Raw genomic sequence first — 25,055 nt, 5'->3', positions numbered from 1 at the left:
CGGCACCCTAACGGCAACCTGGGGTGTGGTGAGCGGTACAGGTACGGTAAGCTTCGGTGATGTGAATGCCGTGGATACAACGGCAAGCTTCTCGGAGGCCGGTACGTATGTGCTGCAACTAACGGCCGATGATGGCGACTTAATGACGAGTGATGCGGTGACCGTTGTTGTTAATAACAGTGCTACCTTAGTGAGAGAGATCCGGGTTGTAGCCAGTACAGATGATGCAGAAGAGAGGCCTTCGGGTAGCATGCTACTCTCCAGTACGGATCTCGATCTGGTCTTTGATAAGTACAATCAGGTGATAGGTATACGTTTTAATGGGGTTGATATTCCGAAAAATGCTACTATTACAAATGCCTATATTCAGTTTAAGGCAGATGAGATAACCTCGGAGGCGACTTCGCTAACGATTCAGGGTGAAGATGTTGATAATGCCGTGGCGTTTTAGTTATTTTCACGGGAACTGGTAAGCGCGTAGCAGAGGCATATGATGGGAATCAGGCAGAAGCGCCATTACTCCATATTGAGTATAGCGTAGCCCAGGGTAATCAATCTCCCACAGTTAATGCAGGGGCAGATCAATCGATTACCTTACCGGATAATGCAATCCTGAATGGTACCGTTACCGATGATGGCTTGCCGAATCCTCCTGGAGTAGTAACGACTACCTGGAGTGTGGTCAGTGGTCCTGGCACCGTTACCTTTGGCAATGCGAATGTCGTGGACACAACGGCAAGCTTCTCAGAGACAGGGACGTATGTGCTGAGTCTAACGGCCGATGATAGCGCTTTAAATATGAGTGATGAGATAACCGTTGTTGTTAATAACGATGCTACTACAGTGAGAGAGATTCGAGTTACGGCCGGTTCAGATGATGCGGAAGAGAGGTCTTCAGGTAGTGTGATACTTTCCAGTACGGATCTCGATCTGGTATTTGATAAGAACAATCAGACGATAGGTATGCGTTTTAATGGGGTTGATATTCCGAAAAATGCTACTATTATAAATGCCTATATTCAATTTAAGGTGGATGAGATAACCTCAGAGGCGACTTCGCTAACGATTCAGGGTGAAGATGTTGATAATGCGGTGACGTTTGCCGCCGTTAGTATGAATATATCATCAAGGCCAAGAACAACAGCCGCAGTATCGTGGTCTCCCGTGCCATGGACAACCGTGGGAGTATCCGGTTCTGATCAGCAGACATCTGATATATCTTCTGTTATTCAGGAGATTGTGAACCGTTCTGGTTGGTCAAATGGTAACTCTCTGGTAGTTATTATCACGGGGACTGGTAGGCGTACGGCTGAATCGTATGAGGGAAGCCAATCTGGCGCACCCTTGCTCCATGTGGTGTATCATTAGGAAACCATCGACTGATCTCTATATCAATGAATACTATCTCTATTGCCGTAATTCATAATTCATAATATAATTTGAGTTAATCTTTTTTTGAGGAAAGCTTAAAAAAACAGAAACACTCCGGACTTTTTGAAGTATTAATCATTCCTGGAAGAAGTTACAATTTCCTTGCACAAAAAAGTATTTTTTGTATAATGAAATTTCTTGATACAGGGGGATATTCATCACTATATTTAAACGAAAGGTAATTACTTGTTATAAGGCTTGCGTTTTAAACGAACTTTGGAGAGGTGGCTGAGCGGCTTAAAGCGACGGTTTGCTAAACCGTTGTAGGGACTAAATCCCTACCCCGGGTTCGAATCCCGGCCTCTCCGCCATATCTTTATCATAGTACGTACAGGCCCCGCCTCAGATATTTTCAATACATAACCGAATGCCGAGTTGATGAAGATTGGGATTATTGCAGATACACACGATAATATTATTGCTATTCAAAAGGCTGTTTATTTTTTTAACACACAAGACCTACAATACGTCATTCATGCAGGTGATTATGTTGCCCCGTTTTCTTTAAAGGAATTCATGAAGGTGAAGACAAAATTTGTAGGGGTATTCGGGAATAATGATGGTGAGCGAAAGGGGTTGCTGAGCGTTTGTAAAAATATTCATGAACCGCCTTACGATATACTCCTCGGCGGTAAACATATTGTAGTAACCCATATGCTTGACTGTCTTTCAAAAAGATCTAAAATGAATACTGATATTATTATCAGCGCCCATACCCATATTCCAGAAATCAAAAAGGAAAATCCTGTCTATATTAATCCCGGAGAATGTTGTGGATGGTTACATGGGAGGAGTACGGTAGCAGTGTTAGATCTTGAAGTATCTCGCGCAGAGATTATAGACCTGTCAAACGTATCTCCGGATATTATGTAATGTACGGGCAATTATTTAAACAAATAACCCGGTTTGTTATAACCGGTTTATTCTGGTGTGCTACGCTCTGTGGATGTGTATTGCGATCTCTTACCGTTGATTCTAATCCTCCGGGCGCTGTAGTTTATTTAGACGATAAACCGATTGGTGAAACACCCGTTACAACTGAGTTCACCTATTACGGGACCCGAAAGATTACCCTGGAAAAAACAGATGCAGAGGGCAGGCTTCTCTATGAGAGAAAGATTGCATACGAAAAAATCAAAGCCCCTGTCTATCAGATTTTTCCCATAGACTTTTTTTTTGAATTAATAATCCCCGTAAAACTAAAGGATGAGCATTATTTTAATTATCAATTGGACCCCTTAAAGCAGATACCTGTTGAAGAACTCCGGAAGGAGGTTATGAGAAACGCCGAAGAATTGCGGGATCAACTCCAGGAACCCACAGTTCAATAAATATATTTTATCATTTCTTCTAACGGTTTGCGGTACGTTGGTTCCGGGGTGTTTAATGGATATCCAAGAGGAGTTATTGCTATCGGCTCGACTCCTGCCGGGAGATTGAGAATGGATTTTAAGAGGGGCGCTTTAAAAGCGGCAATCCAGCATGTGCCTAATCCCTCAGCCGTTGCAGCAAGAATGAGATGGTCCATCACGATTGTTGCATCAATATCTGCATAGTTTTTTCCATCGCTTCGTTTCCATGCCCTTTCCGGAATACTGCAGACACAGATAATCACGGGAGCTGTATAAAACCATTCCTCCTGGTATGCCATTTTTAACTGTTGTTTTATCTTCTCATCCTTAATAACTACACAAAAAACAGGCTGCCTGTTGGCAGCGCTTGGGGCAAACCGCACAGTCTCCAATATCCGATGTACCTTCTCCTCTTCAATAGGCTCCGGCTTATAGGAACGTATACTCCGCCTTTTCTTCATAATCTCATAAATATCCATAGTATTTTCCCTTAAAATTCTATAACCTTCCAACGATTCATCTTTGCATAGAGTCGAAGCATAGGGCTTGCGTTTACGGCTATTGGGTACCCTACCATACGCATAAACTTTACATCTACATATTGATTGGCATAAGCATACGATGATGAAAGGTCGATATTATATTCCGTAGCAAGGCGATTCACAACCTTTACTTTTCCACTGCTATATGAATGTATCCCATCTATTTCTCCGGTAATTATACCCTCATCGTTAATTGCGAGACTGGTTCCAATGCCTACATCGGCATTACAATATTTCCTGAAACATTCTACGAAAGGACTTAATGTTCCTGATAATAATATAATGATATAACCCGCATCTTTTAATTCTTTTATCTCTTTTGTGGCAATCGGAGAAATATAGGGAGAAATCCGTTCTGTAAAACATTCATGTACCGTTGAGAGTATTTTTTCATATTCTTTATTCTTGAGATAATATTTGTTTTTTCTAACGTAGATTCCTTTGAGGGATAGAAGCCTATACATAAAAACATGTGCAAGCCGCAATAAATCCCCGGAGTTAATCAGTTTTTTTTCAAGAAGATAGCGGAAAAATACCCTTTCAGAAGAGATACTCTTAATGATCGTCCCATCAATATCGAAAATTGCTGCCTTTTTCATGAAATGGATTTTACAACGTATATGGATGTCTTTCAATAAAAAAACGTATTACCTGTACGCTATTCTACAAATACAATACGTTGATTTATTTCAAATATTTTATTTAATCATAAGTACCTATAAAAAAGACAGTTAATTACCAATATATTGTGTCTTTATGGAAAACATATACAAAATATTGTGCTTTATTCTTGACAAAGGTCTTTTTTGTGATTAGATAGTATAAAAGTGGGTATACAACATATGGGATATATTTTGTTAGGAAAGAGAGGTGATCTGAAAAAGAGATTAACGAAAGTAAAAAAACAAAGCAGATATAATCAACTAAGTAAGGAATTATTAGGTATTCTTGATAAGGAGGTTTAACAGATGACAACAGCAGTATTAGAAAATGCAGTAATAAGTAGAGTTGGCAGCGAAAAGGAAGACGTACAATTATTTATCGAAGAAAGACTAAAGGCCTTTGATGAAGCAATCGAAGGGCACGAGTTTTTGGAGATAGATGGTGATATTGACGGAAGTACACCACAAGAACATTTACTCAAGATTATTAATCACAAGTTAGAATGTGCTTTCGCTATTAGTATTGATGCAGTAATCCGGCAGGATTTAGGTTTTGTTATCGATGCACTGGAAACAGGAACAACGAATCGGCTCCATGGAGTTACTCGTATTGTAGGATATTATAGCAGGGTATCTAACTGGAATAAGTCAAAAATCGGCGAATTAAACGACAGACACATGGGAAGATATTCAGTGCGATAAATAAAGACAGATTTCTCTCTGAGAAATCTTTTTATAAAAGCCATTGCAGTGTGTATGAGTTACACTGCAATGGCTTTCTTTATTTGTAATGCAAGGGGATATTCAATGCTGCAGGGCAGCCCTTTACAGGTTGTCCGGGAATTGTTTTGTAAGTATCTGACCACAAGTTTTTGTGCATGCTCTTTGCCAACAGAATAGAGAATTCAGGAGACAGAATCCAGAAGACAGGATACACATACTTAGAGACTGCCTGAAAAGTATCCATGCGGTGGATTCAGCGCAAGAGACAGCGCCTTAATCCACTCTACTCGTTATAGAATTACATGTAAGGGTGGATTAAACGAAGCGAATCCACCATAGCATCTTTTCAGACAGTTTCTTAGAGCCTATCCGAAAACCTCTTTTGAAGTATATTCTTCCTGTGATTTACAGGGGTTTTTGAATAGACTCTTATTTTGTAACTATTCAGCGTGTTTGAGTGACAAATACTATATATGGCAAAAAACGCTCGATTTGCATTTTCTGCCTATATATGGCGGTACAACCTGTGGTTAATTTTTGTGATTATGACTATTTTATGCCATATATTGTATTCGTGAAAATTACGCTGAATAGTTACCTTATTTTTCTGCCTAATCCCGTAGGGATGTTATGATTATAGCAAAAAACAGAAAAAAGCCCTTAAACCCCGAAGGGGTGACATAGGAGACTTTTTGGACAATGCCAGAGAATACACGTATATGAATCAACTTGCGCCAGGAATACTCCCGCTGGGAATAACAGGGGGTGTAGATGGCATTCTAACCATAAGGACTGGGCAGGGTGCCTTGCGGACAACCTTTTCTGCTACACTACCCATCATAACATGAGAAATTCCAGTTCTTCCATGCGTGCCCATTACGATAATATCTACCCCGATTTCCTTAGCAGCGTTTGTTATCTCATAAAAGGGCACACCCTTTACGATAATAGTTTCTACCTCCAATACATCCGTTGTTCCCTCAGGGAGACTCTTTATTAAATTTGCCCGAATTTTGGCAACATCAATCTCCTCGGGCTTATTATAAGGGCTGAATTTGTATATTTCTGTATCGTAAAAACGGGAATCTATTACATGCATGAGATATAATTTTGCTTCATCTTTCAGCGCCAAAGAAATTGCATATTTTAAGGCAAGATACGAACATTCGGAGTGGTCTACAGGACATAATATCTTCTTTAATACGATCATACGGTCTCCTCGTTATTTTTGTACTTACATGCCAATACCATCGATGCCGGTATTGCATGCCGGACATCTTGAATTGATGATGTTGTTTTCAACAATCTGGTATCCATATCTTTTGATAAGGATCTTCTTACATGCATAACAATAGGTGTTTTCTCCTCCTTCGCCAGGCACGTTGCCTTCATACACATATCGCAGTCCCGCTTCCAAACCTATTTCACGCGCCATTCTCAACGTATCAACTGAAGTTGGGGGTTTTTCAATGAGGCGGTATCCCGGATAAAAGCGACTTACATGCCACGGAACCTCAGGCCCCAGACTTCTTATAAATCCGGCAATCTGCCTTAATTCTGATTCTGAATCGTTAATTCCCGGTATGATCAATGTGGTTATTTCTATCCAGATGCCCATCTCTTTGTAGGAACGGATGCAATCGATTACCCCGTCCAATTGCGCACCGCACAGCTTTTTATAGGTTTCGCGCGAAAAACTTTTCATATCCACGTTTGCGGCATGCAGATACGGTTTTATTGTCGTAAGGGCCTCACGGGTTATATATCCGTTTGTTACAAATACGTTTTTCATCGATGTATTATCTGCTATTTTAGCTATTTCATAGGCATACTCAAAAAAGATCGTAGGTTCCGTGTAGGTATATGCAATACTCTTACAGTGATAACCCAAAGCCTCTTCAACGATCCTTTCCGGAGCAACATCTCTGCCTGCGATTTGCTCATAATTTCCAGGCAGTTGTGATATCTCATAATTTTGGCAGTTCAGGCACTTGAAATTGCATCCTACCGTTGCAACAGAAAAAGCGGTTGTGCCGGGATAAAAATGATACAGTGGCTTTTTTTCAACAGGGTCGATATTTTCCGAGACGAGCTTCCGGTAAACAAGGGAATAGAGTATGCCTTTGTGGTTCTCTCTAACCCGGCAAATGCCCTTTTTCCCATCTGCAATAATACAGTGATGGCGGCAAAGGTAACACCTTACCTTCGTATCTCCAAGTTTCTCAAAAAACATCGCTTCTTTCATAAGTATTTTCCTTAAACTTGAACATTGCATTTGGACACAGAAGAACACAGATAAACACAGACCTTTTCAGCCGAAGAAAGCAATGTTATAGTATTTCAAGGATGAAACCAAACATATTTTTGATAGGGTGGCACGGACAAACTCGTTTGTCCGTGATGGCACAATCAAATCATGACTCATTTTATTTGGTTTCATTATGTTCCGTCCGGTTTCATCTATTTGATACTATAATCACTTATTAGATAAGTTACCTACAATATCTGCATCATGAGTTTATTGGTACATATCTGCGTTAATCTGTGTCCCATTGTAGAATTTTAGGCATAAAAATAATCTTACCGTTTTTTCTGTATGCTGGCAAGTAATTTGATCCAAATTTCAATATCGTGTGAAAATATTAGTTGACTGGAATATTTCCCGTGATATAATGCGCCAAAATCGATATTGTTGTAAAGATATTATTTTAATGAATATATTTATTAGATAAAAAAACATACATGATCAAATAAGTAAGCATTATAAAACATCACATAACGATAAAGGCAAACCCTGAGTGATCAGGGGACGCAAAGTAAAGGATCTTTAATCATAGCCTGGCAGAGACGCATCATGATGCGTCTCTCCTATGAATAGTAAAGATAGCCCTACTACCGAACATGATAAATAAATTTAAGATAAATTTAGACAACCTTACTACGGGAATATTCCGCCGATTATTTCCGGGGTAAGGTTTTTTTGTTTTAAAGGCATTTTCAAGAACATGGATTTCAATCTGCTGTTAAAGATATATGTCCTTTTGCAAGAAGGAGGTGAGAAAAAAGCATCTTTGTAACATCGTGAGAGGATACATCTTAACAATCTTAAAAGGAGGGGGGCTAGCTATGGAGATGAAGAAAATGAGAAGTGCGGGTTTTACGTTAATCGAGTTACTTGTTGTAATCGCAATTATTGGTATCCTTGCAGGTATCCTGTTGCCTGCATTGGGCAGGGCGCGTGAATCGGCACGCAGGACGCAGTGTGCTTCTAATTTGAAACAGATCGGGATGGCTATGCATATGTATGCGAATGAAAATGGTGAAGTGTTTCCTACGGGTGGAGCCTCCGGTTCTAAAGCTAGTGATAGTGACGATGCAGCGGAAGAAAGAGAATCGCTTGGTAAACTTTTTGATTCGTATATTACTGATAGGAAGGTTTTCAGATGTCCGAGTGATGCTGTTGTTACAGAAACAAATGTTTTAAATTTGACAACTACAAATACTTCATTTACATCAGACACATGCAGCTATGGTTATGATGATAATCATAAACCGGCAGATGATCCAAGTGTAGCTATTGTTGCCGATAGATTGGGAACCGATACCTCCTCATGGCTCTCAAATAACCATAAAAAGAAAGGACAAAATGTGCTTTATATTGATGGTCACGTTGAGTGGAAGGGTACTTCATTAGCCGGCTGGTACGGCACTAATACAACAGGTTTTGGTTATGATAATATATGGACTAATGATGGTGGAAACCATACCACACAAAGTCCTGGTGGAACTGATACTGCAATACTGCAATAATTTATTTCTGTCTTGAATGTTTATTGAAAAGGGTAATATTCTTTTTGGATATTACCCTTTTTTATTAAGCACCTCATTCATACTCCCGCTACGATAACCCTCCATATCAAGGGTGACGTATTTATAACCGATCTCCTTGAATTTTTTAACGATCTCTTTCCTTGTGCCATCCTGCAAGAGTGCGGGGATATCTTCGGGCAATACCTCAATCCGCGCAATGGTATCGTGGTGTCTGACACGGAATTGCCTCAGACCAATACTTCTTAAATAGTTTTCTGCAGCAGCAACTAATGATATTTTTTCCTCCGTGATAGTTTGTCCATAAGGGAACCGCGAGGACATACATGCGTAGGAAGGTTTATCCCAGTTGGAGAGGTTAAGATACTTCGATATCTGGCGGATATCGGCCTTTCTTAATCCGCTCTCCTTCAGAGGGCTGCGTACATTAAGCTCCCTTGCGGCATCAAGTCCGGGCCGGTGTTCACCGGTATCATCGAGATTGGCCCCATCTGCAACGTTTTTATAGCCCTTCTCCTTAGCAATCTCTTTCAGTTTTCCAAATAATTCTGATTTACAAAAATAGCATCGGTTCGGAGGATTGTTCGCAAATCCTTCAATACCAAGTTCGCTGGTGTCGATAGTCATATGAGGGATGCCTATTTCCTTTGCTATCTTTTTTGCCTCCTCGTATTCATATGCCGGATATGTTTCTGAACGCGCAGTTACAGCGAGGGCCTTTTCTCCGAGGACATCATAACAAACCTTTGCCACGAGAGAGCTATCCACTCCGCCGGAAAAGGCTATCACAACACCTTCCAGGGTTTTCACGGTGTCTTGTAGTTTTTTAAGTTTTTCTTTTATATCCATAGGTAACAGAGAAAAAATTTTATTTACTGCATGGAAGCAGAAGGCACAGGGTTCAGAGATTAACTACATTAATGTCTTTTATTGCGCTCTTTGTGTTTCTGCGGTTTATGATAAATCCAGCATTCTTTGGATTGCTGTTCGCGCCTTCCCTGCAATAGTATCCGGCACCTTTACCTGATAAACGAGGTCCTCCAGAGACCATAACACCTTTTCCAGGGTAATAAGTTTCATATTGGAACAATCGGCAAGTTTCGTAATTGCATAGAAAGATTTTTCAGGATTCTCTTTCTTTAAACGATGCAGGATACCAATCTCTGTTCCTATAATAAATTCCCGGGCATCGTTTTCCCTGCAATACTTGGCAATGCCTGTGGTACTGGCAACATGGTCTGCTAATGCTATTACATCAGAAGTACACTCCGGATGTACCACAATCCTGGCATGGGGGTGTTCTTCCTTCAATTTTATAATGTGTTCAGCCAATATCCTGTGGTGGGTGGGGCAATATCCTTCCCAGAGTATCATAGGCCGATTCAGTTTTGATGCTACATAACCCCCCAGACTTTTATCAGGTATGAACAGGATTTCTTCATCTTTGGGAATTGATGAAACAATCTTCACTGCATTAGAGGATGTGCAGCATATATCACTCTCAGCCTTTACTGCGGCGGTGCTATTTACATAACAGACTACCTTGGCTTGTGGGTGTTCCTTTTTCTTTATCTGAAGTTGTTTTATGGTGATCATATTGGCCATAGGGCATCCTGCATGTTCATCAGGTAATAATACCAGTTTGCCGGGACAAAGCAGGGAAGCCGTTTCTGCCATGAAATGCACACCACAGAATACGATAATATCAGCTTTTGTCTTCGCTGCTTGCTGCGAAAGCCCTAACGAATCGCCAGCAAAGTCTGCAATATCCTGCACTTCTCCCCTCTGGTAATTATGTGCAAGGATTACAGCATTTCTTTTTACCTTTAATTCCTTTATTTTATCTGCTATGGTAGACACAGGTATCATCATACTCCCTAAATTTATTTTAAATAAATTTGCTGAATTTTAATCATAACAAAGCATAAATTATTTTTAAATACTTTTTTATAAAATAATGAGAAGCGCAGACACGATGTCTCAAAATCGTTTTCACTTGACAAGAAAAAATTGTTTTGATATAATTGCTAACCCTAAGTATGATATTCTTAAAGGTTTCGGGAAAAATCTTTCTATCATTTTAAACCGTAAAATACTTAGGGCGATTAGCTCAGTTGGCTAGAGCGCTTGCTCGACAAGCAAGAGGTCACTGGTTCGAGTCCAGTATCGCCCACCATAGAGTAATGAAAAGATTTCCTAATACGGCATCGAATACCTCAAAGGGGTTGTTGCTAAATCTCAGTATAAAGTTATAGTATAGCGAGGAGCAGGAAGGGATACATTTTAAGGAATGGTTAAGGTTACATTGCCTGACGGGACAAAAAAAGAGTGTAAAGATACTCTGGCTGCATCTGTAGTTACCGGGAATACAAAAGAAGATTTGGAAATTCTTCGTCACAGTGCAGCTCATATTATGGCACAAGCGGTCAGCAGGTTATTTCCTGGTGTGAAACTCGGTATAGGTCCTACTATTGAGAATGGATTCTATTACGATTTTGGTCTTCAGCACGGTCTGTCTGAAGAGGATCTGAAAAAAATTGAAGAGGAAATGTTCAGAATTATCCGGGAGGATCTTGTCTTTAAAAGGACGGAATTACCGCGTGACGCCGCTATAAAGAAGATGGAAGCTCTTGGACAGCCTTTTAAAGTGGAACTTATTAAGGATATCGAGAGTGATACAGTATCGTTCTATTCACAAGACGACTTTGTAGATTTGTGCCGTGGACCCCATATTCATCGGACAGGAGCGCTAAAGGTCTTTAAACTTCTGAACGTAGCAGGCGCTTATTGGCGTGGAAAAGAGACGAATCCCATGCTGCAGCGCATTTATGGCACTGCATTTTTTACTCAGACTGAGCTTGAGAAATATTTAAAATTCCTGGAAGAGGCGGAAAAACGGGATCATCGGAAAATAGGCAAAGATCTGGATCTCTTTAGCTTCCATGAAGAGGGGGGACCGGGGTTAACCTTTTGGCATCCAAAAGGCGCCCGGATGCGGAATCTGATAGAGAATTTTTGGAGGGAAGAACATTTCAAGCGGGGGTATGAGATACTTTATAGTCCGCACATAGCAAAAATCAATTTATGGAAGACCAGTGGTCATTGGAATTTTTATCGGGAGAGTATGTACTCGCCTATAGATGTTGAGGGGCAGGAATATATCCTGAAGCCTATGAATTGCCCCTTTGCTGTGCTTATGTATAAGACGAAACTCCACAGTTACCGTGAGCTTCCCTTACGATGGGGGGAACTAGGAACTGTATACCGATACGAGAGGTCCGGTGTCTTACATGGCTTGCTGCGTGTACGAGGGTTTACTCAGGATGATGCTCATATATTCTGTACCCCTGATCAGCTAGAGGATGAGATACTGGGGGTATTAGAACTGGCTCAGTTTATGCTATCAAGCTTCGGGTTTCATGAATATGAGATAGAATTAAGTGTGCGTGGCAAGGGTGAAAAAGAAAAGTATATAGGACGGGATGATGTTTGGGATCATGCCGAAAATGCCTTAAAAATTGCCCTTGATAAGAAAGGGTTGCCGTATATCCGCATGGAAGGAGAGGCAAAATTTTATGGTCCGGCCATTGATATTAAGGTTAGGGATGCTCTTGGAAGAGGATGGCAGGGGCCTACCATTCAGGTAGATTTTAATCTTCCTGAGAGGTTTGATGTGAAGTATGTTGGTTCAGACGGTTTTCATCATCAGGTAGTAATGGTTCATCGTACAGTCCTGGGCGCTATGGAACGATTTATAGGATGCTTGATAGAACACTATGCTGGTGATTTTCCGTTATGGATAGCGCCAATTCAAATGCGGATATTGCCGATTACTGATACGCATATTGAGCATGCAAAAAAATTGCAAGCGTTGTTGCTTTCAAAGAGTTTTAGGGTAGAATGTGATACAGGGAATGCAAAGATTAATTATAAAATACGGGAAGGCACCCTGGAAAAAATTCCTTATTTATTGATTGTCGGTGATAAAGAAATGCAAGATGGCACTGTTTCTGTCAGGAGTAGAAGGAAAGGGAATGAGGGGGCAGTTTCTGTTGAAGATTTTATAAAAAATATCGATGCTGAAATTCGGGAAAAGAGATAGTTCTAAACTTTTTGGAGGAGACTATACATTTCACAAGAACTAAGGATTAACGAACGTATTCGCGCTGCAACGGTACGATTGATAGATGAGAATGGTGCGCAGGTTGGGGTGATTAGCAAAGAAGAAGCCCTTGCAAAAGCAAAGGGCGTGGAGCAAGACCTTGTTGAGGTAGCTCCGGATGCAAATCCTCCTGTTTGCCGGATTATGAACTACGGCAAGTATAAATATAAACAAAAGAAAAAGATGCATCAAAAGCAGCATGTAGTTCAATTGAAAGAATTAAGAATAAGGCCAAAAACCGGAGAACACGATATTCAAACGAAGATTCGTCAGGCGAGGAAATTTTTAGAAAGCAAAAATCGTGTACTCATTAATATGCTGTTTAAAGGAAGAGAACGGGCTCATTCTGAGCTGGGAGAAAATATTTTAAAACAGTTTGCTACCGCATTAGAGGATATTGCTAAGGTGGAAAAGGAAAAGATAGCAGATGAGCGAAAAATGGGAATGATCCTGGCGCCTAAGTGATACAGATCTGCTCCTGTTGTGTTATTCGCATTATCGTATCTTTATTATCATTATCAGGGAGATTTATAGATGCCAAAATTAAAAACCCATAAAGGGCTTAAGAAAAGAATAAAGATTAGTGCTAAAGGCAAGGTAAAGAGGCCGAAGGCCGGGAAAAGCCACTTAATGTCCGGAAAGTCAGGAAGAAAAAAGGAACATTTGAGAAAAAAAGATGAAGTATCCCCTGCTTTCAGTAAGAATATGAAAAGAGCTTTACGATTGCGTTAAACATATATTTGAATTTTTTTATGAGAGATTAGTAATATGCCAAGAGCAACAAAAGGTGCTGCAAGAAAAAGGTCAAGAAAAAGGTTATTAAACAAAACAGAGGGCTACTGGGGCGGAAGAGGTAACTTATACCGCAAGGCCATGGAAACCTATATCCGTGCTATGGTCTTTTCATTCCGGGACAGGAAGGCGCGTAAGAGGAAATTCAGAGAATTATGGATTTCCAGAATTAATGCTGCCGTAAGGGAACGTGGCATGTCCTATAGCCGTTTTATCAGTGGATTAGTCAAGGCCAATGTGGATTTAAATCGAAAAATGCTGGCTGAAATGGCGGTAAATGACAAACCTGCCTTTGATAAGTTAGTTGAACAAGTAAAGGCAGCAGCAGGATAAGGTATTCTTAGGTGCTGTATAATGTTCTTTATTTTCAGTAAAGAACTATCAGTAGTCTGTTTTTCAGGCGCTTTACTCGGTAGGCCGCAGAAGCTTGTAAGATATGAGGCACGTCTTTTCCTATAGACAAGGATAGAACGTGCCTCTTTTTTATAGAGTTTATTTTAAGAGACACCTTTCTTATGTTCAAAAAAACAGAAAAAGTAAAAAGAGACTTACAAGAAGAAATTCGTGCGGTGACTACATTGAAAGATGCAGAGCAACTCAAGATAAAATATCTTGGAAGAAAAGGTATTATCCAGGATTTCATGAAACTTATTCCAACGTTACCGGCAGAGCAACGTGCTGCATTCGGACAACAAATTAACGCTTTAAAGGCGGAAGTTGCCAGTTTCATAGAAGAGGTTATAGAAAAATTATCCCGTGAACCGGTTCTAAAAGTTAACCATGAGATATTTGATATAACCTTGCCGGGGAAATTGCCTGTCACAGGGAAAAAGCATCCACTTACTCAAACCATTGACGATGTCAAAGAAGTATTTGCCCGATTGGGTTTCGATGTCGTTTACGGACCTGAGGTAGAGCTGGAGTATTATAATTTTGAGGCCTTAAATATTCCGGCGGATCATCCCTCCCGAACTGATTTTGATACCTTCTATATTAAAAACGATATTCTTTTAAGAAGCCAGACGTCTACGGTTCAGATTCGTATTATGGAGAAACAAAAACCGCCGATCCGTATTATTGCCCCTGGCAAAGTATACAGACCTGATACGGTTGACGCCAGGCATTCATTTATGTTTCATCAGGTAGAAGGTCTGCTCGTGGATGAGGGGGTAAGCTTTGCAGACCTGAAGGAAGTACTGAACCAATTTATTAAAACCTATTTTGGCAAGGATGTCCGGATGCGTTTTAGACCATCCTTTTTTCCCTTTACAGAACCGAGTGCCGAGGTAGATATTTCGTGTTCTCTGTGTTCGGGTAAGGGATGCAGTGTTTGTTCTTACAGTGGATGGGTGGAAATACTAGGAGCCGGAATGGTTGATCCTCATGTATTCAAAGCTGTCCATTATGATACTGAAAAATATACGGGTTTTGCGTTTGGGATGGGAGTAGAGAGGATTACCATGCTAAAACACGGTATCTCTGATATCCGCCTTTTTTATGAAAATGATATACGTTTTCTCTCTCAATTTTAGATGAAGATCAGCTATAACTGGTTAAAAGAATATGCGTATTTTTACTTATCTCCTGAAGAGCTTGCTGATAAGTTAACCAATGCAGGATTGGTAGTTGCCGATATTAAACCGGTAGAAGACGATTACTGCCTGGAGGTAGAAGTTACTTCCAATCGACCAGATTGCCTTGGTATTATTGGTATAACGCGTGAAGTAATTGCGGCGGTCGGAGGAGCGTTACACATACCGGATACGGATTTTGAGACACTATCTGCCAAGGTAACAAAATTTATTGATGTTACCGTTGAAGATCCTGTGTTATGTCCTCATTATACCGCCAGAGTTGTACGGCATGTAACCGTGAGACCCTCTCCGGAGTGGATGCAAAAAAAGTTGAGGTGTATAGGTATCCGGCCGGTAAATAATATTGTAGATATCACAAATTATGTGATGATGGAGACGGGACAACCGATCCATGCTTTTGATTTGGATAAGATCGCAGATCAAAAAATCGTGGTAAGAAGAGCTTTAGACGGGGAAATGATTGTTGTTATAAACGGAGTAAAGCGGGCGCTTTTTCATGATATGCTGGTTATTGCCGACAGCAAAAGGCCGGTAGCTATTGCAGGTGTTATGGGAGGCAAGGAAACAGAAGTATCTGATTCAACCAGGAATATCCTTCTGGAATGCGCTTTATTTGAGCCAGGACACGTGCGACGCACATCAAAGGAGTTAGGCGTATTCACGGATTCATCGTATCGTTTTGAGCGGAGTACAGATCCGGGGGGTATAGAACTGGCGTCTAAAAGGGCTGTAAAGCTTATGAAAGAATTGGCTGATGGAGAAATAGTGAGCGGAGTTATTGATATAAAGCAGAGAGAGTATGAGAAGAAAAGGATTCCGCTTCGTATAGAAAGACTTCAGAGAATTTTGGGCATAGAAATAAAAAGAGACATTGCCAGCGATATCCTAAAAAGGCTTCAATTTACTATCGTAAACGAGGTTGATAACTTTATAGATGTTGTGGTGCCAAGCTTCCGGGGTGATATTTATCGTGAGATTGACCTGATTGAGGAAATAGCCAGAATTTATGGGTACAATAACATTCCTGCAAAGACATCCATTTGTGTCCGGGGCAGTATAAAAAGCAAATATGAGGCGGTAGAGGATTGTATTCGTCAGTTTCTCATTGGTCTTGGGTTTTATGAAGTCAAGACCTTTAGTATTGTCGATATTTCACCATTACAATCAGTAAAACTGTGGTCAGAGCGAGAGTCCCTGGATATTGCCAATCCGCTTAGACAGGAAGAGAGTCGCATGCGGACGAGCTTATTACCAAGCCTTATTAACACCAAGAGATATAATGTGAATCATGGTAACGAATCCATAAAGATATTTGAGATCGCCAGAGTTTATCTTGCAGGCGATAAACTGCCTCACGAAAAGACCTGTTTATCCCTGCTCATAGATGCGGATTTTTTCACTTTGAAGGGTATTATTGAATCATTAGTATTGCACTTAGGTATCTCTTCTTTAAAACGTGAATGGATTCCCTTCAGTGAACCCAAATTGTTTAGGGATGAAAGGGCAGCAAAGATTCAACTCGATGATAAAACTTTGGGGTATTTGGGGGAGGCTAGCAGAGAATTGGGGTTTAAAACATCCTTCTGTTTATCCGAGTTGGATATGGACTTCCTGGCAGAAAAATCAAATTTTGAAAAAAGATATCATCCTTTGTCGCCATACCCCCCTGTCTTTCGCGATCTGGCAATTATTGTTGATGAAGAGGTACCGTGGACGTCTATTGAAAAGTGTATTACGGCTACCCATATATCCTTCTTAAAAGGAATACATTTTTTTGATGTTTATCGTGGCAAGCAGATACCGGCAGGAAAAAAAAGCGTTGCCTTTAACCTTTGTTTTCAAGCTGAAGACCGTACGCTAAAAAGTGAAGAGGTTGAAACTGCTGAGTGGACTATCCTCGATGTGCTTCATACAACACTCGATGCAGAATTGCGAAAGCTATAACAGTGCAATGCCGTTACTCATTCAATACTAACCATAATGGCAACTAAGCCGAAATTTGAATTTCTTACGTAAACGTTTGCTTTTTTTCCTACAGCAGGTATTCCCTTTATGCAGAGGGCTGAATTGATGTCTATTGCTTGCCCCAGAAGTGTAATAGTATTCATACCTACCTCTGTAATAATGCCCTCCAGGCTTGAGGACCCTTTTAGTTTTATCTTTTCAGCGATAAAAGAATCATTCTTTATATATCCTTTTGCCTCGATCACATCACCTGCTGCAATATCGCTGGCGTGAAGAGAAATAGTGCAATCTTCTAACTTTATTTTAGCCTTGCTTGCATCTATGTCCATGGTATCGTTGAGAATTGAAATGATAGACCCTAATACTGAGCTTACTACACCGTGCATTTCAGCCTTAGCGTTGCTATTTCCATAAATGGTATTTTGAAACAGTACAACTGGTAAGCCAAGACAGAAAAGAAACGTAGTTATAATAATGCCGATACCCTTATGCTTCATTTCTTCCCCTCCCCTTTTGGAAAAGTATTCTCAATATAAAAGGCTTATGTCTGCTTAATAAAGTTTCTTTACCAGAAGAATAAAGTTTCTATGCTTTAATTCTATAAAAATGAATTGGGTGTATCGAATCTCTGCATTATATCGCTTTTCATTCTATAACTAATTTCGTAATTGTCAAGTTAATAGTAATCTCTGAAAAATTGCGGTTTTTTACAAACCAGAAATATGTCACCCTATAAGCGAATTATTGACAAAGCGTGGTCTTTAAGAAAAAAGTATATAAATTATACTGCCACAAATGTGTTTCGTCTGGTAAATTCTTATGGAGATGCCTTACCTGAGGTAACGATTGATGTTTATGATAAAAATTTCCTGATCCAATATTTCAAGCCATATGAAGAGCATACAAAAAATAAGATTTCTATCGCCCTTAACGAAATCTTTAAACCAGAAAATATCACACAAAAGACACGATTGAAAGGAGAAGATGTTGAGACCCGTCTTATTTTTGGGCCAGAAATTCCTAAAGATTTTGTAGTAGTGGAGAATAGCATAAAGTTCAATATATCATTTCAGGATGGCGGTGGTACCGGACTTTTTCTCGATCAAAGGGATAATAGAAAAAAGATACAAACCCTGTCCAAAGGTAAAGAGTTATTAAACTGTTTTTGTTACACCTCCTCCTTTTCAGTTTATGCGGGCCTGGGTGGTGCTAACAGGACGGTTAATGTTGATTTGTCGAAAAAGGCAATAGAATGGAGTAAGAAAAATTTTTCACTCAATCAACTGGATAGAAACAATCATGAGTTTATCGTGGGGGATGTGTGGGATTGGATCAAAAGATTTCAAAAAAAGGGCCGATTATTTGATGTAATTATTTTGGATCCTCCAAGTTTTTCCACCAGTAAAACAAGGGTATTTAGCGTGGAAAAGGATTTTCCGGAATTAATCGGGATCGGACTCAATATCCTTCGCGATGATGGCATTCTTATCTTCTCTACCAATATAGCGAAAATCAACTTTTCAAAATTTTTTCAGCTATTGCCCAGGATTAAAAATTATACATCAAAGGCATACAAGATTATTGACGTATCATCACAGGGATTGGATTTTCCTATTGATGGAATTTATTTGATAGAACCCTATCTGAAGTTTATCATGTTGACGTGTTAAAAACACATACTTGACGAGGTCTTATTGCATACACAAACTATCATCCCTAAATCTTCTATGGATAAAATTCAATCCAGGCAAAATATTTCTCATCTTGCAGAAAAATACCAAAAGCTCGCTGATACAGGCAGAATAAAGGATTTCAATGAGGCGCAAACGGTCAACGAATTCATCCTTCCTCTGTTCCAATTCCTTGGCTGGGACATTCATAATATCCATGCAGATGAAGTAACGCCGGAGGAACGTATTTCAAAAGGGCGTGTTGACTGGGCATTCAGGATTGATGGTATCCCAAAGTTTTTCCTTGAGGCAAAGGCATTAAAGATTGATCTTAATGTTGGGAAATGGGCAGAACAGGCAATAAACTATTCATGGAATAAAGGATGTACATGGGCTGTATTGACAGACTTTGAGTCAATAAAGGTTTTTAACGCAGAGGTATCCGCAAAGAACCTGAAAGAGAGTCTCTTCTTTGAAATCCCCGTTAACGAGTATCTGTCGCGGTTTGAACAACTCTGGCTTCTGTCGAAAGAGGCCTTTCAACAAGGTCTTCTTGATAAAGAGGCTGAGAAATGGGGGAAGAAAGTAAAGCGGATGCCTGTCGGAGATAAGCTCTTTCTGGATATGATGGAATGGCGTACCCTTTTGACAAAACAGTATCACACTCAAAACAAACTTGAGTATGAAGAGCTTGATGAAGGGGTACAGAGGGCGCTTGACCGGCTTGTATTTATCAGGGTTACTGAAGATAGGGGGATTGAACCGAACATACTCCTTTCTGCCATACGCAGCCAGTCAGAGGGTAAGTCGCTAGTAAAAACCCTTGCGAAGATATTCCGCAATTTTGATGATGGTTACAATTCAAAACTCTTTATGCCTCACGCATCAGAAAATTGGCTGATAGATAACGAGCCTCTCGAAAGGATTATCAACGGCCTTTATGAGACGAGCGAGGGTTACCGGTATGATTTTTCAGCCATATCCAGCGATATTCTTGGCGGTATTTATGAGCAATACCTTGGTCATATTTTAAACCAGGCAAAGAAAAGGGCTTCGGTAAAGAAAGAGCACAAGAAGAGGAAAGAACAGGGGATTTATTACACGCCGACCTTTGTTGTGAAATACATTGTAAAGAATACCCTTGGCAGGATGTTAGAGGAGATGCCTTTGTATAAGGCAATGAATATCAGGATACTAGACCCTGCGTGTGGCAGCGGCTCATTTCTTGTCGAGGCGCTGGACGTTATGGACGGCTATCTGGAGACGCAAAGAAGACAAAAGAGTAAGGTATCACAGATGGAGTTTGATTTTTTCAGGAAGGTAGAGATTTTAAGCAGGAATATCTATGGTGTTGATTTAGACCCGCAGGCAGTTGAGATATGCCAGTTGAATCTTTTGTTGCGTACGTTAAAACGGAGGGCAATCCTTCCGAACCTTACCGAGAATATCAAATGCGGTAACTCGCTGATAAGCGGTAAGCCGCTTGAGCTTATGAAATATTTTGATCATCCGGAAGAGAAGCGATACCTTAACTGGGATGAGGCGTTTCGTGATGTTATGAATAACGGCGGCTTTGATGTGATCATCGGAAATCCGCCGTATATAAGGATACAAACACTGCCAAAAGATGAGGTTGCATATTTCGGTGATACGTTTGAGTCTGCCAGGGGAAGCTATGACATATATCTCCTGTTTATAGAACAGACATACAGACTTTTACGAAAGGGTGGATTTGCAGGGTTCATATTGCCTAACAAATTCATGGTCTCAGACTATGGAAAAAAGTTACGGGAGTTATTGAGCCGTGAGTGTGCCGTATGGAAGATCGTTGATTTTGGCGATGCGCAGATATTTGGAGAAGCAACAACGTACACCATGCTTCTCTTTTTGCAAAAGACACAAAATAGAGATGTCCTTTATGTATCCGCTGCTAATTATCTGAAAGAAAATCAGAGGGCAAATCTTGATGACCTTGAAACGCAGTTTGTAAAGATAAATCATAATAAGCTTACTGCAAGTCCTTGGAGCTTTGCGACTTCACGATACAGTGAAATTTTGGAGGGAATTGAAGAAGGGAATGTAAGATTTGTTGATGTGGTTGAGAAAATATTTCAAGGTCTTGTAACAAGTGCTGATAAAGTTTATCTCTTGCAAAAGACAAATGAACAAGTAAAGGATAAGCACTTATTATCATTGTATTCCTTCTCACTTGGAAAGAAAGTTCTTTTAGAGAAAGAGATTGTTCACCCACTTCTTAAAGGTTCTTTGGATATTAGGAGATACCATACAGAAATAGTTTCACGTTTTGTTCTTTTTCCTTACAAAAATGGAAAGCTTATTTCTAAGGAAATATTTGAAAAACATTATCCTTTCTGTTGGCAGTATCTTCTCGATAATAAGACAACGCTTACTGATAGAGAAAAAGGGAAAATGAAACATGCAGATTGGTATGGCTATGTTTATCCAAAAAGCTTAACATTGTTTGAAACTCCAAAACTCTTGACTCCATCCATTGCTAATAAAGCCTCATTTACCTATGACGAGAATGGTGAATATTACTTTGTCGGCAGTGGAGGCGGTGGCGGTGGTGGATACGGGATTATCTTGAAAGAGGATGCCAAGCTCTCGCCTCTTTACATCCTTACCCTTTTAAATAGCAGACTGCTTGATTTTTACCTGCAAAATATCAGCAGTCCATTCAGACACGGCTATTTTGCCTATAACAAGCAGTACATAGAGCAACTTCCCGTAAAGCTCCTTGATCTTTCTAATCCTATTCAAAAAGCCAAACATGATGAACTTGTCACCCTTGCCGACAAAATGCTTAGGATCAACAAAGAGTTACAAAAGACCTCTGAAAATACTGATAAATGGTATTCCTTAAAGAAGGAGATTGAACAAACGGATAAGCTAATTGATGAAGAGACGTACGCCTTATACGATATAAAAGAATACGACAGAAATATTATCGAAAATAATTGAATTATTTTCAATATCAAGAAGATTTAAAAATTATTGGAGGTGCTCCTTATGTCTTATATAATCGAGATTTCTTGTATTATCTGATGCGTCAAGTAATGGCCGCAATAAAAAAACATAAATATAAGCGACCTTATCCAGAAAGTGGATCAAGGACAGTTAGAGTAATAGATCATCCTTTCTTGTTTGGAGATAGTAAAGTCGATATCGACTAAGAAACAACTTTAGATGAGGCTAAAGAGAAGGCAAAGAAAGGGATGGACTCAGTATTGTTTATTATAGAGTCCATACCTTCTTCAACAAATGATAGACAGTATCTAAGATAAAATTCGTTTAACAACCTTATTCCTAATACTGCCTTTATTCTCATGTGGATGGACAAATCGAATCCAGATCTTGATGATGTGCTTAATACAATTAAAGATGTATGTAATAAATTTGGTATATGTGCATTCCATGCTGATGATACTGAACATCAGGATAAGATTACAGATTACATCCTTCACAGAACTTAAAAAGTTACTCATTAAAAGGTTTGAGGCAATTACAGGAAGAAAGACAAAAAATTGAGAAAGGAATTGTTGTATGGATAAGAAGATAAAAAAATATTTCAGAGAGTGTGGAAATATTGAGGGATGTTTGGATGGTTTTTATCCTTTTGTCTGGATTGGTAGATGGGGAGCAAGTTTTAAAGAAATTAGACAAAAACGAAGTAAGTATAACAAGGGTCTATTTGTTGTAAATCGCAAATGTGGTGATAGCTATACACCTTATCCTGGAATTATCATGCCTATATCTATGTGCTTAGACCAGGCAGTTAAAGCAAACCTAATAGCTACTATTGATTCATGCAAAGACGAATTAAACAGACTTAAAAGAGAAAAATTTAAATATTCAGGTAACTATCTTATCCATAAAATTAATAAACTCCTGAATAAAATAGAAATGTTCGATCTTTTAGGTACAAAATTATCACCTGGTGATGGATTTATTCCAATAACAATTACAGAAAGGATATTTTTGTGGATTAAGCAAAATTTTAAAATGGTAATCCAAATTCTTGATAATGACGGACATCTGCCGGTTGAAATTACACAATATGAAAATATTCTATGGGATAATGTATTTGAGTTTGTTAGTTGGTGTAACACATCATTTGAACCATGGGATGAACGTATAAGCTCTTTCTCTTGCGGTATTTTTTACGGTGAGGTAGGAAGCGGGAGATATACACTTCTGAATGAGGGAAAAAATTTAAATCTCGTTAAATATTCTAAAGAATCCTTTACCCGTCTCTTTGAGTTAAAAAGGAATTTTAAGCCGAGTAACATAGTAGTAAGATTTACTCAGATTGATGAAAAGAAAAAATACATGTATGGTTGGATTGACTTTATAATCGATATTGATTCTACCCATCTTGTAATAAATTGCTCGAATGCGTATTCTCCCTTTTCAGCTCTTATTATATGGCTTGATGAAATTAATAATCAGAAGATGCCAGTATCATTTAATATAGATGAAGAAGGTGAAGAAAAGACTTTAATTGCCTATCCTACAGGAGATGTTGATTATCTCTATTTACAAATTTACAAACGCTATGATGAAGAAGTTATTATCGATGCTGTATTAAATAGAAAACAATTCATTGGTGAGGTAAAGCAAAAGTTGGCTAGCTTTATAAAAACTGAATACAATAGAGAATACTGGGTTTTTTATGAATATGAAGATGAAAACATTGATTTGCTCAAATTAAATTTACATATTGATTAATTGTTAAGGTATGCTTTTTATGTATAGCGATAAATGTCACTTTATTCTATACAAATTCCTATAGATAACTTAGCCAGAAATACTCCAGTAATTATTCTATTGTTACTCAATATTAATTTGATATAGATGTATAGGAATTTTCATTTTCTGTAAGCAAGTTCAGGGTGGCATGGACAAACTGGTTTGTCCGTGCTTGTTTCAATATTGGAGTGGATAGGGAATATCATACACTGACAAACAAAGTTTGTCAGTGCCACCCTGGCTAAATGATACCTTGATATGTAAGCTATTGTATACCGTAATTCTATTGAATTTATCTATAGGACTCTATCGAATTGAAAAAGTTACTGAAAAATTAATTTTAGTTTTAAAGTGTGACAGGATGGAAGAGAATTGGGTTGGATCGGACCTTTTTGAAGTAACACTAGAACAAGGATTCTTTTCAGATGCGGGACTCTTATGATTTAGAAAACAAAACTTGTTAGTTTGCATTAAAATTTGTAGTATTAAGATGCTAATACATTCTCTGTAAGGGCAAATGGGAGAAATTGAATCGGCCTTACATGGACTTACATTATCCATGGAAAATATATTTTCTTTCGGGCGCCTACAATAACTTTATTGAGTCTTTCTTTATGAACACATCTTTAACACGTGAAGAAATGCGGGAGTTAGACCGGAAGGCCATTGAGGAATATAAGATTCCCGGCATTATCCTCATGGAAAATGCCGGGCGGAATGTGGCTGAAGAGGTTATGAAGATGATCGATAATCCGGAGAAGGTAAAGGTGGCTATTTTATGCGGGAAAGGGAATAACGGGGGAGACGGGTTTGTCGTTGCCCGGCATCTTCATAATTACCACATTCCTCTGAAAGTTTTTCTCCTTGCAAAGATTGCCGATATTTTAAAGGATGGAAATGCAGGCACAAATCTGCAAATACTCTTACGTATGAGAGTGCCTGTTCAAGAGATGATTGATAGCGCTGATAGAGATAATGCTGTGAAGGAACTGGATAGTTATACTATCCTGATTGATGCGTTGTTTGGAACGGGTCTTTCAGGGGAGGTACGGGAACCTTTTAAGACGTTTATTCACGGTATCAATAATCTCAATAAACCTACGGTATCTGTGGATATACCTTCCGGGATTGACTGCAATACGGGTAAGGTCTTGGGCGCTGCTATTAAGGCTGTAAAGACTGTGACCTTCGCGGCTGGTAAGAGGGGATTTTATCTGGGGGACGGGCCAAGCTATACCGGTGAAGTTATCGTAACAGATATTAGTATACCAGGGGAATTGATACCGTAAACAAAAGATTCCCCAGTCTGTCATTGCGAGGGTTTTTTCCGAAGCAATCTTTTCTGAACTATTCAAGGAATTGCTTCGGACACTACCCTCGTAATGACATTTTCAGAATCCTCTCCATTTCATACATTTACCTATTAGCCAAAGACTCAACTTTCTCCCTATTCTGTTCGGTTTCATCTCTCGGATACTATAACCGCAGTTACCCAAAATAATATGCAAAATTGGCGATAGGGGCGAATCTTATATTCGCACTCATTAAGAGAAAATATACAGG

At 39.3% G+C, this 25,055-nt stretch carries 22 protein-coding genes, 2 tRNA genes, 1 pseudogene and 1 riboswitch; of the genes and pseudogenes, 18 read left to right on the top strand and 7 right to left on the bottom strand.

The genetic code is table 11. The annotated features are described in order from the left end of the window. From FBQ94_RS06430 to FBQ94_RS06410, 5 genes and pseudogenes are all read left to right on the top strand, one after another. Nucleotides 1–451 (top strand): annotated as a pseudogene (locus tag FBQ94_RS06430) (hypothetical protein); the annotation flags it as partial. Nucleotides 452–453: 2 nt separating this feature from the next. Beyond that, nucleotides 454–1,368, top strand: a complete 915-nt coding sequence (locus FBQ94_RS06425) for a PKD domain-containing protein (RefSeq protein ID WP_502872684.1) — start codon at nt 454–456, stop codon at nt 1,366–1,368. A 281-nt stretch (nt 1,369–1,649) separates the two neighbouring features. After that, nucleotides 1,650–1,742 (top strand) — tRNA-Ser (locus FBQ94_RS06420). Nucleotides 1,743–1,809: 67 nt separating this feature from the next. Continuing rightward, nucleotides 1,810–2,304 carry a metallophosphoesterase gene (locus FBQ94_RS06415; protein ID WP_007222020.1) on the top strand — a complete coding sequence of 165 codons (495 nt, stop codon included), beginning with the start codon at nt 1,810–1,812 and terminating at the stop codon, nt 2,302–2,304. Further along, on the top strand, nt 2,304–2,762 hold the full coding sequence (locus FBQ94_RS06410) for a PEGA domain-containing protein (RefSeq protein WP_007222021.1): 459 nt from the start codon (nt 2,304–2,306) through the stop codon (nt 2,760–2,762). The genes FBQ94_RS06415 and FBQ94_RS06410 overlap by 1 nt, the downstream gene beginning before the upstream one ends. On the opposite strand, the gene FBQ94_RS06405 is transcribed toward FBQ94_RS06410, so the two are convergent. Together FBQ94_RS06405 and FBQ94_RS06400 are read right to left on the bottom strand one after the other, a co-directional pair. Further along, on the bottom strand, nt 2,756–3,262 hold the full coding sequence (locus tag FBQ94_RS06405; protein WP_007222022.1) for a nitroreductase family protein: 507 nt from the start codon (nt 3,260–3,262) through the stop codon (nt 2,756–2,758). The genes FBQ94_RS06410 and FBQ94_RS06405 overlap by 7 nt on opposite strands. A gap of 11 nt (nt 3,263–3,273) precedes the next feature. Then, complete coding sequence (locus FBQ94_RS06400; RefSeq protein ID WP_040543725.1) at nt 3,274–3,924, bottom strand: HAD family hydrolase; 651 nt, start codon at nt 3,922–3,924, stop codon at nt 3,274–3,276. Nucleotides 3,925–4,293: 369 nt separating this feature from the next. Here FBQ94_RS06400 and FBQ94_RS06395 point away from each other — a divergent pair, with 369 nt between their 5' ends. Further along, nucleotides 4,294–4,689 carry a hypothetical protein gene (locus FBQ94_RS06395; RefSeq protein WP_007222024.1) on the top strand — a complete coding sequence of 132 codons (396 nt, stop codon included), beginning with the start codon at nt 4,294–4,296 and terminating at the stop codon, nt 4,687–4,689. Nucleotides 4,690–5,434: 745 nt separating this feature from the next. Here FBQ94_RS06395 and FBQ94_RS06390 read toward each other — a convergent pair. Beyond that, nucleotides 5,435–5,920 carry a universal stress protein gene (locus FBQ94_RS06390; RefSeq protein WP_007222026.1) on the bottom strand — a complete coding sequence of 162 codons (486 nt, stop codon included), beginning with the start codon at nt 5,918–5,920 and terminating at the stop codon, nt 5,435–5,437. 24 nt (nt 5,921–5,944) lie between these two features. Further along, a complete protein-coding gene (gene amrS, locus FBQ94_RS06385) occupies nt 5,945–6,955 on the bottom strand; it encodes an AmmeMemoRadiSam system radical SAM enzyme (protein WP_007222027.1) in 1,011 nt (336 codons plus the stop codon). A gap of 531 nt (nt 6,956–7,486) precedes the next feature. Beyond that, nucleotides 7,487–7,610, top strand: a riboswitch (cyclic di-GMP riboswitch). A 226-nt stretch (nt 7,611–7,836) separates the two neighbouring features. Between amrS and FBQ94_RS06380 the strand changes: the two genes are divergently transcribed. Next, nucleotides 7,837–8,520 carry a DUF1559 family PulG-like putative transporter gene (locus FBQ94_RS06380; protein ID WP_007222028.1) on the top strand — a complete coding sequence of 228 codons (684 nt, stop codon included), beginning with the start codon at nt 7,837–7,839 and terminating at the stop codon, nt 8,518–8,520. Nucleotides 8,521–8,571: 51 nt separating this feature from the next. Here FBQ94_RS06380 and larE read toward each other — a convergent pair whose 3' ends face one another. After that, nucleotides 8,572–9,387 carry an ATP-dependent sacrificial sulfur transferase LarE gene (gene larE / locus FBQ94_RS06375; RefSeq protein ID WP_007222029.1) on the bottom strand — a complete coding sequence of 272 codons (816 nt, stop codon included), beginning with the start codon at nt 9,385–9,387 and terminating at the stop codon, nt 8,572–8,574. A gap of 105 nt (nt 9,388–9,492) precedes the next feature. Then, nucleotides 9,493–10,407 (bottom strand): quinolinate synthase NadA, encoded by a 915-nt coding sequence (nadA, locus tag FBQ94_RS06370; protein WP_007222030.1) that lies wholly within the window; start codon nt 10,405–10,407, stop codon nt 9,493–9,495. A gap of 230 nt (nt 10,408–10,637) precedes the next feature. Between nadA and FBQ94_RS06365 the strand changes: the two genes are divergently transcribed. The 7 genes from FBQ94_RS06365 (at nt 10,638) to pheT (ending at nt 17,031) form a co-directional block, all read left to right on the top strand. Next, nucleotides 10,638–10,714, top strand: a tRNA-Val gene (locus FBQ94_RS06365). Nucleotides 10,715–10,828: 114 nt separating this feature from the next. Beyond that, nucleotides 10,829–12,640 (top strand): threonine--tRNA ligase, encoded by a 1,812-nt coding sequence (gene thrS, locus FBQ94_RS06360; RefSeq protein ID WP_007222031.1) that lies wholly within the window; start codon nt 10,829–10,831, stop codon nt 12,638–12,640. 27 nt (nt 12,641–12,667) lie between these two features. Next, a complete protein-coding gene (gene infC / locus FBQ94_RS06355; RefSeq protein WP_083849269.1) occupies nt 12,668–13,165 on the top strand; it encodes a translation initiation factor IF-3 in 498 nt (165 codons plus the stop codon). A gap of 69 nt (nt 13,166–13,234) precedes the next feature. Continuing rightward, nucleotides 13,235–13,432: a 50S ribosomal protein L35 gene (gene rpmI / locus FBQ94_RS06350; protein WP_007222033.1), complete on the top strand. Its 198-nt coding sequence runs from the start codon at nt 13,235–13,237 to the stop codon at nt 13,430–13,432. 36 nt (nt 13,433–13,468) lie between these two features. After that, nucleotides 13,469–13,825 (top strand): 50S ribosomal protein L20, encoded by a 357-nt coding sequence (gene rplT / locus FBQ94_RS06345; RefSeq protein WP_007222034.1) that lies wholly within the window; start codon nt 13,469–13,471, stop codon nt 13,823–13,825. Between the two features lie 182 nt (nt 13,826–14,007). Beyond that, complete coding sequence (gene pheS / locus FBQ94_RS06340; RefSeq protein WP_007222035.1) at nt 14,008–15,024, top strand: phenylalanine--tRNA ligase subunit alpha; 1,017 nt, start codon at nt 14,008–14,010, stop codon at nt 15,022–15,024. Then, nucleotides 15,025–17,031 (top strand): phenylalanine--tRNA ligase subunit beta, encoded by a 2,007-nt coding sequence (gene pheT, locus FBQ94_RS06335; RefSeq protein WP_007222036.1) that lies wholly within the window; start codon nt 15,025–15,027, stop codon nt 17,029–17,031. Between the two features lie 17 nt (nt 17,032–17,048). On the opposite strand, the gene FBQ94_RS06330 is transcribed toward pheT, so the two are convergent. After that, on the bottom strand, nt 17,049–17,549 hold the full coding sequence (locus FBQ94_RS06330) for a DUF5666 domain-containing protein (protein WP_007222037.1): 501 nt from the start codon (nt 17,547–17,549) through the stop codon (nt 17,049–17,051). A 225-nt stretch (nt 17,550–17,774) separates the two neighbouring features. Here FBQ94_RS06330 and FBQ94_RS06325 point away from each other — a divergent pair, with 225 nt between their 5' ends. From FBQ94_RS06325 to FBQ94_RS06310, 4 genes are all read left to right on the top strand, one after another. After that, nucleotides 17,775–18,722, top strand: a complete 948-nt coding sequence (locus tag FBQ94_RS06325) for a class I SAM-dependent rRNA methyltransferase (protein WP_007222038.1) — start codon at nt 17,775–17,777, stop codon at nt 18,720–18,722. 24 nt (nt 18,723–18,746) lie between these two features. Then, entirely contained in the window at nt 18,747–21,704 is a 2,958-nt protein-coding gene (locus tag FBQ94_RS06320; protein WP_007222039.1) for an Eco57I restriction-modification methylase domain-containing protein, read from the top strand. A 582-nt stretch (nt 21,705–22,286) separates the two neighbouring features. Beyond that, nucleotides 22,287–23,471, top strand: a complete 1,185-nt coding sequence (locus tag FBQ94_RS06315) for a hypothetical protein (RefSeq protein ID WP_007222041.1) — start codon at nt 22,287–22,289, stop codon at nt 23,469–23,471. 635 nt (nt 23,472–24,106) lie between these two features. Then, nucleotides 24,107–24,781, top strand: coding sequence for an NAD(P)H-hydrate epimerase (locus FBQ94_RS06310; protein ID WP_040544156.1), 675 nt, complete (start codon nt 24,107–24,109; stop codon nt 24,779–24,781). Nucleotides 24,782–25,055 lie beyond the last annotated feature (274 nt).

It is taken from the genome of Candidatus Jettenia sp. AMX1, from assembly GCF_030263775.1.
Lineage (GTDB): Bacteria > Planctomycetota > Brocadiia > Brocadiales > Brocadiaceae > Jettenia > Jettenia caeni.
The sequence above is the reverse complement of the archived record's forward strand: the minus strand, read 5'-3'. Positions and strand labels throughout refer to the sequence as shown.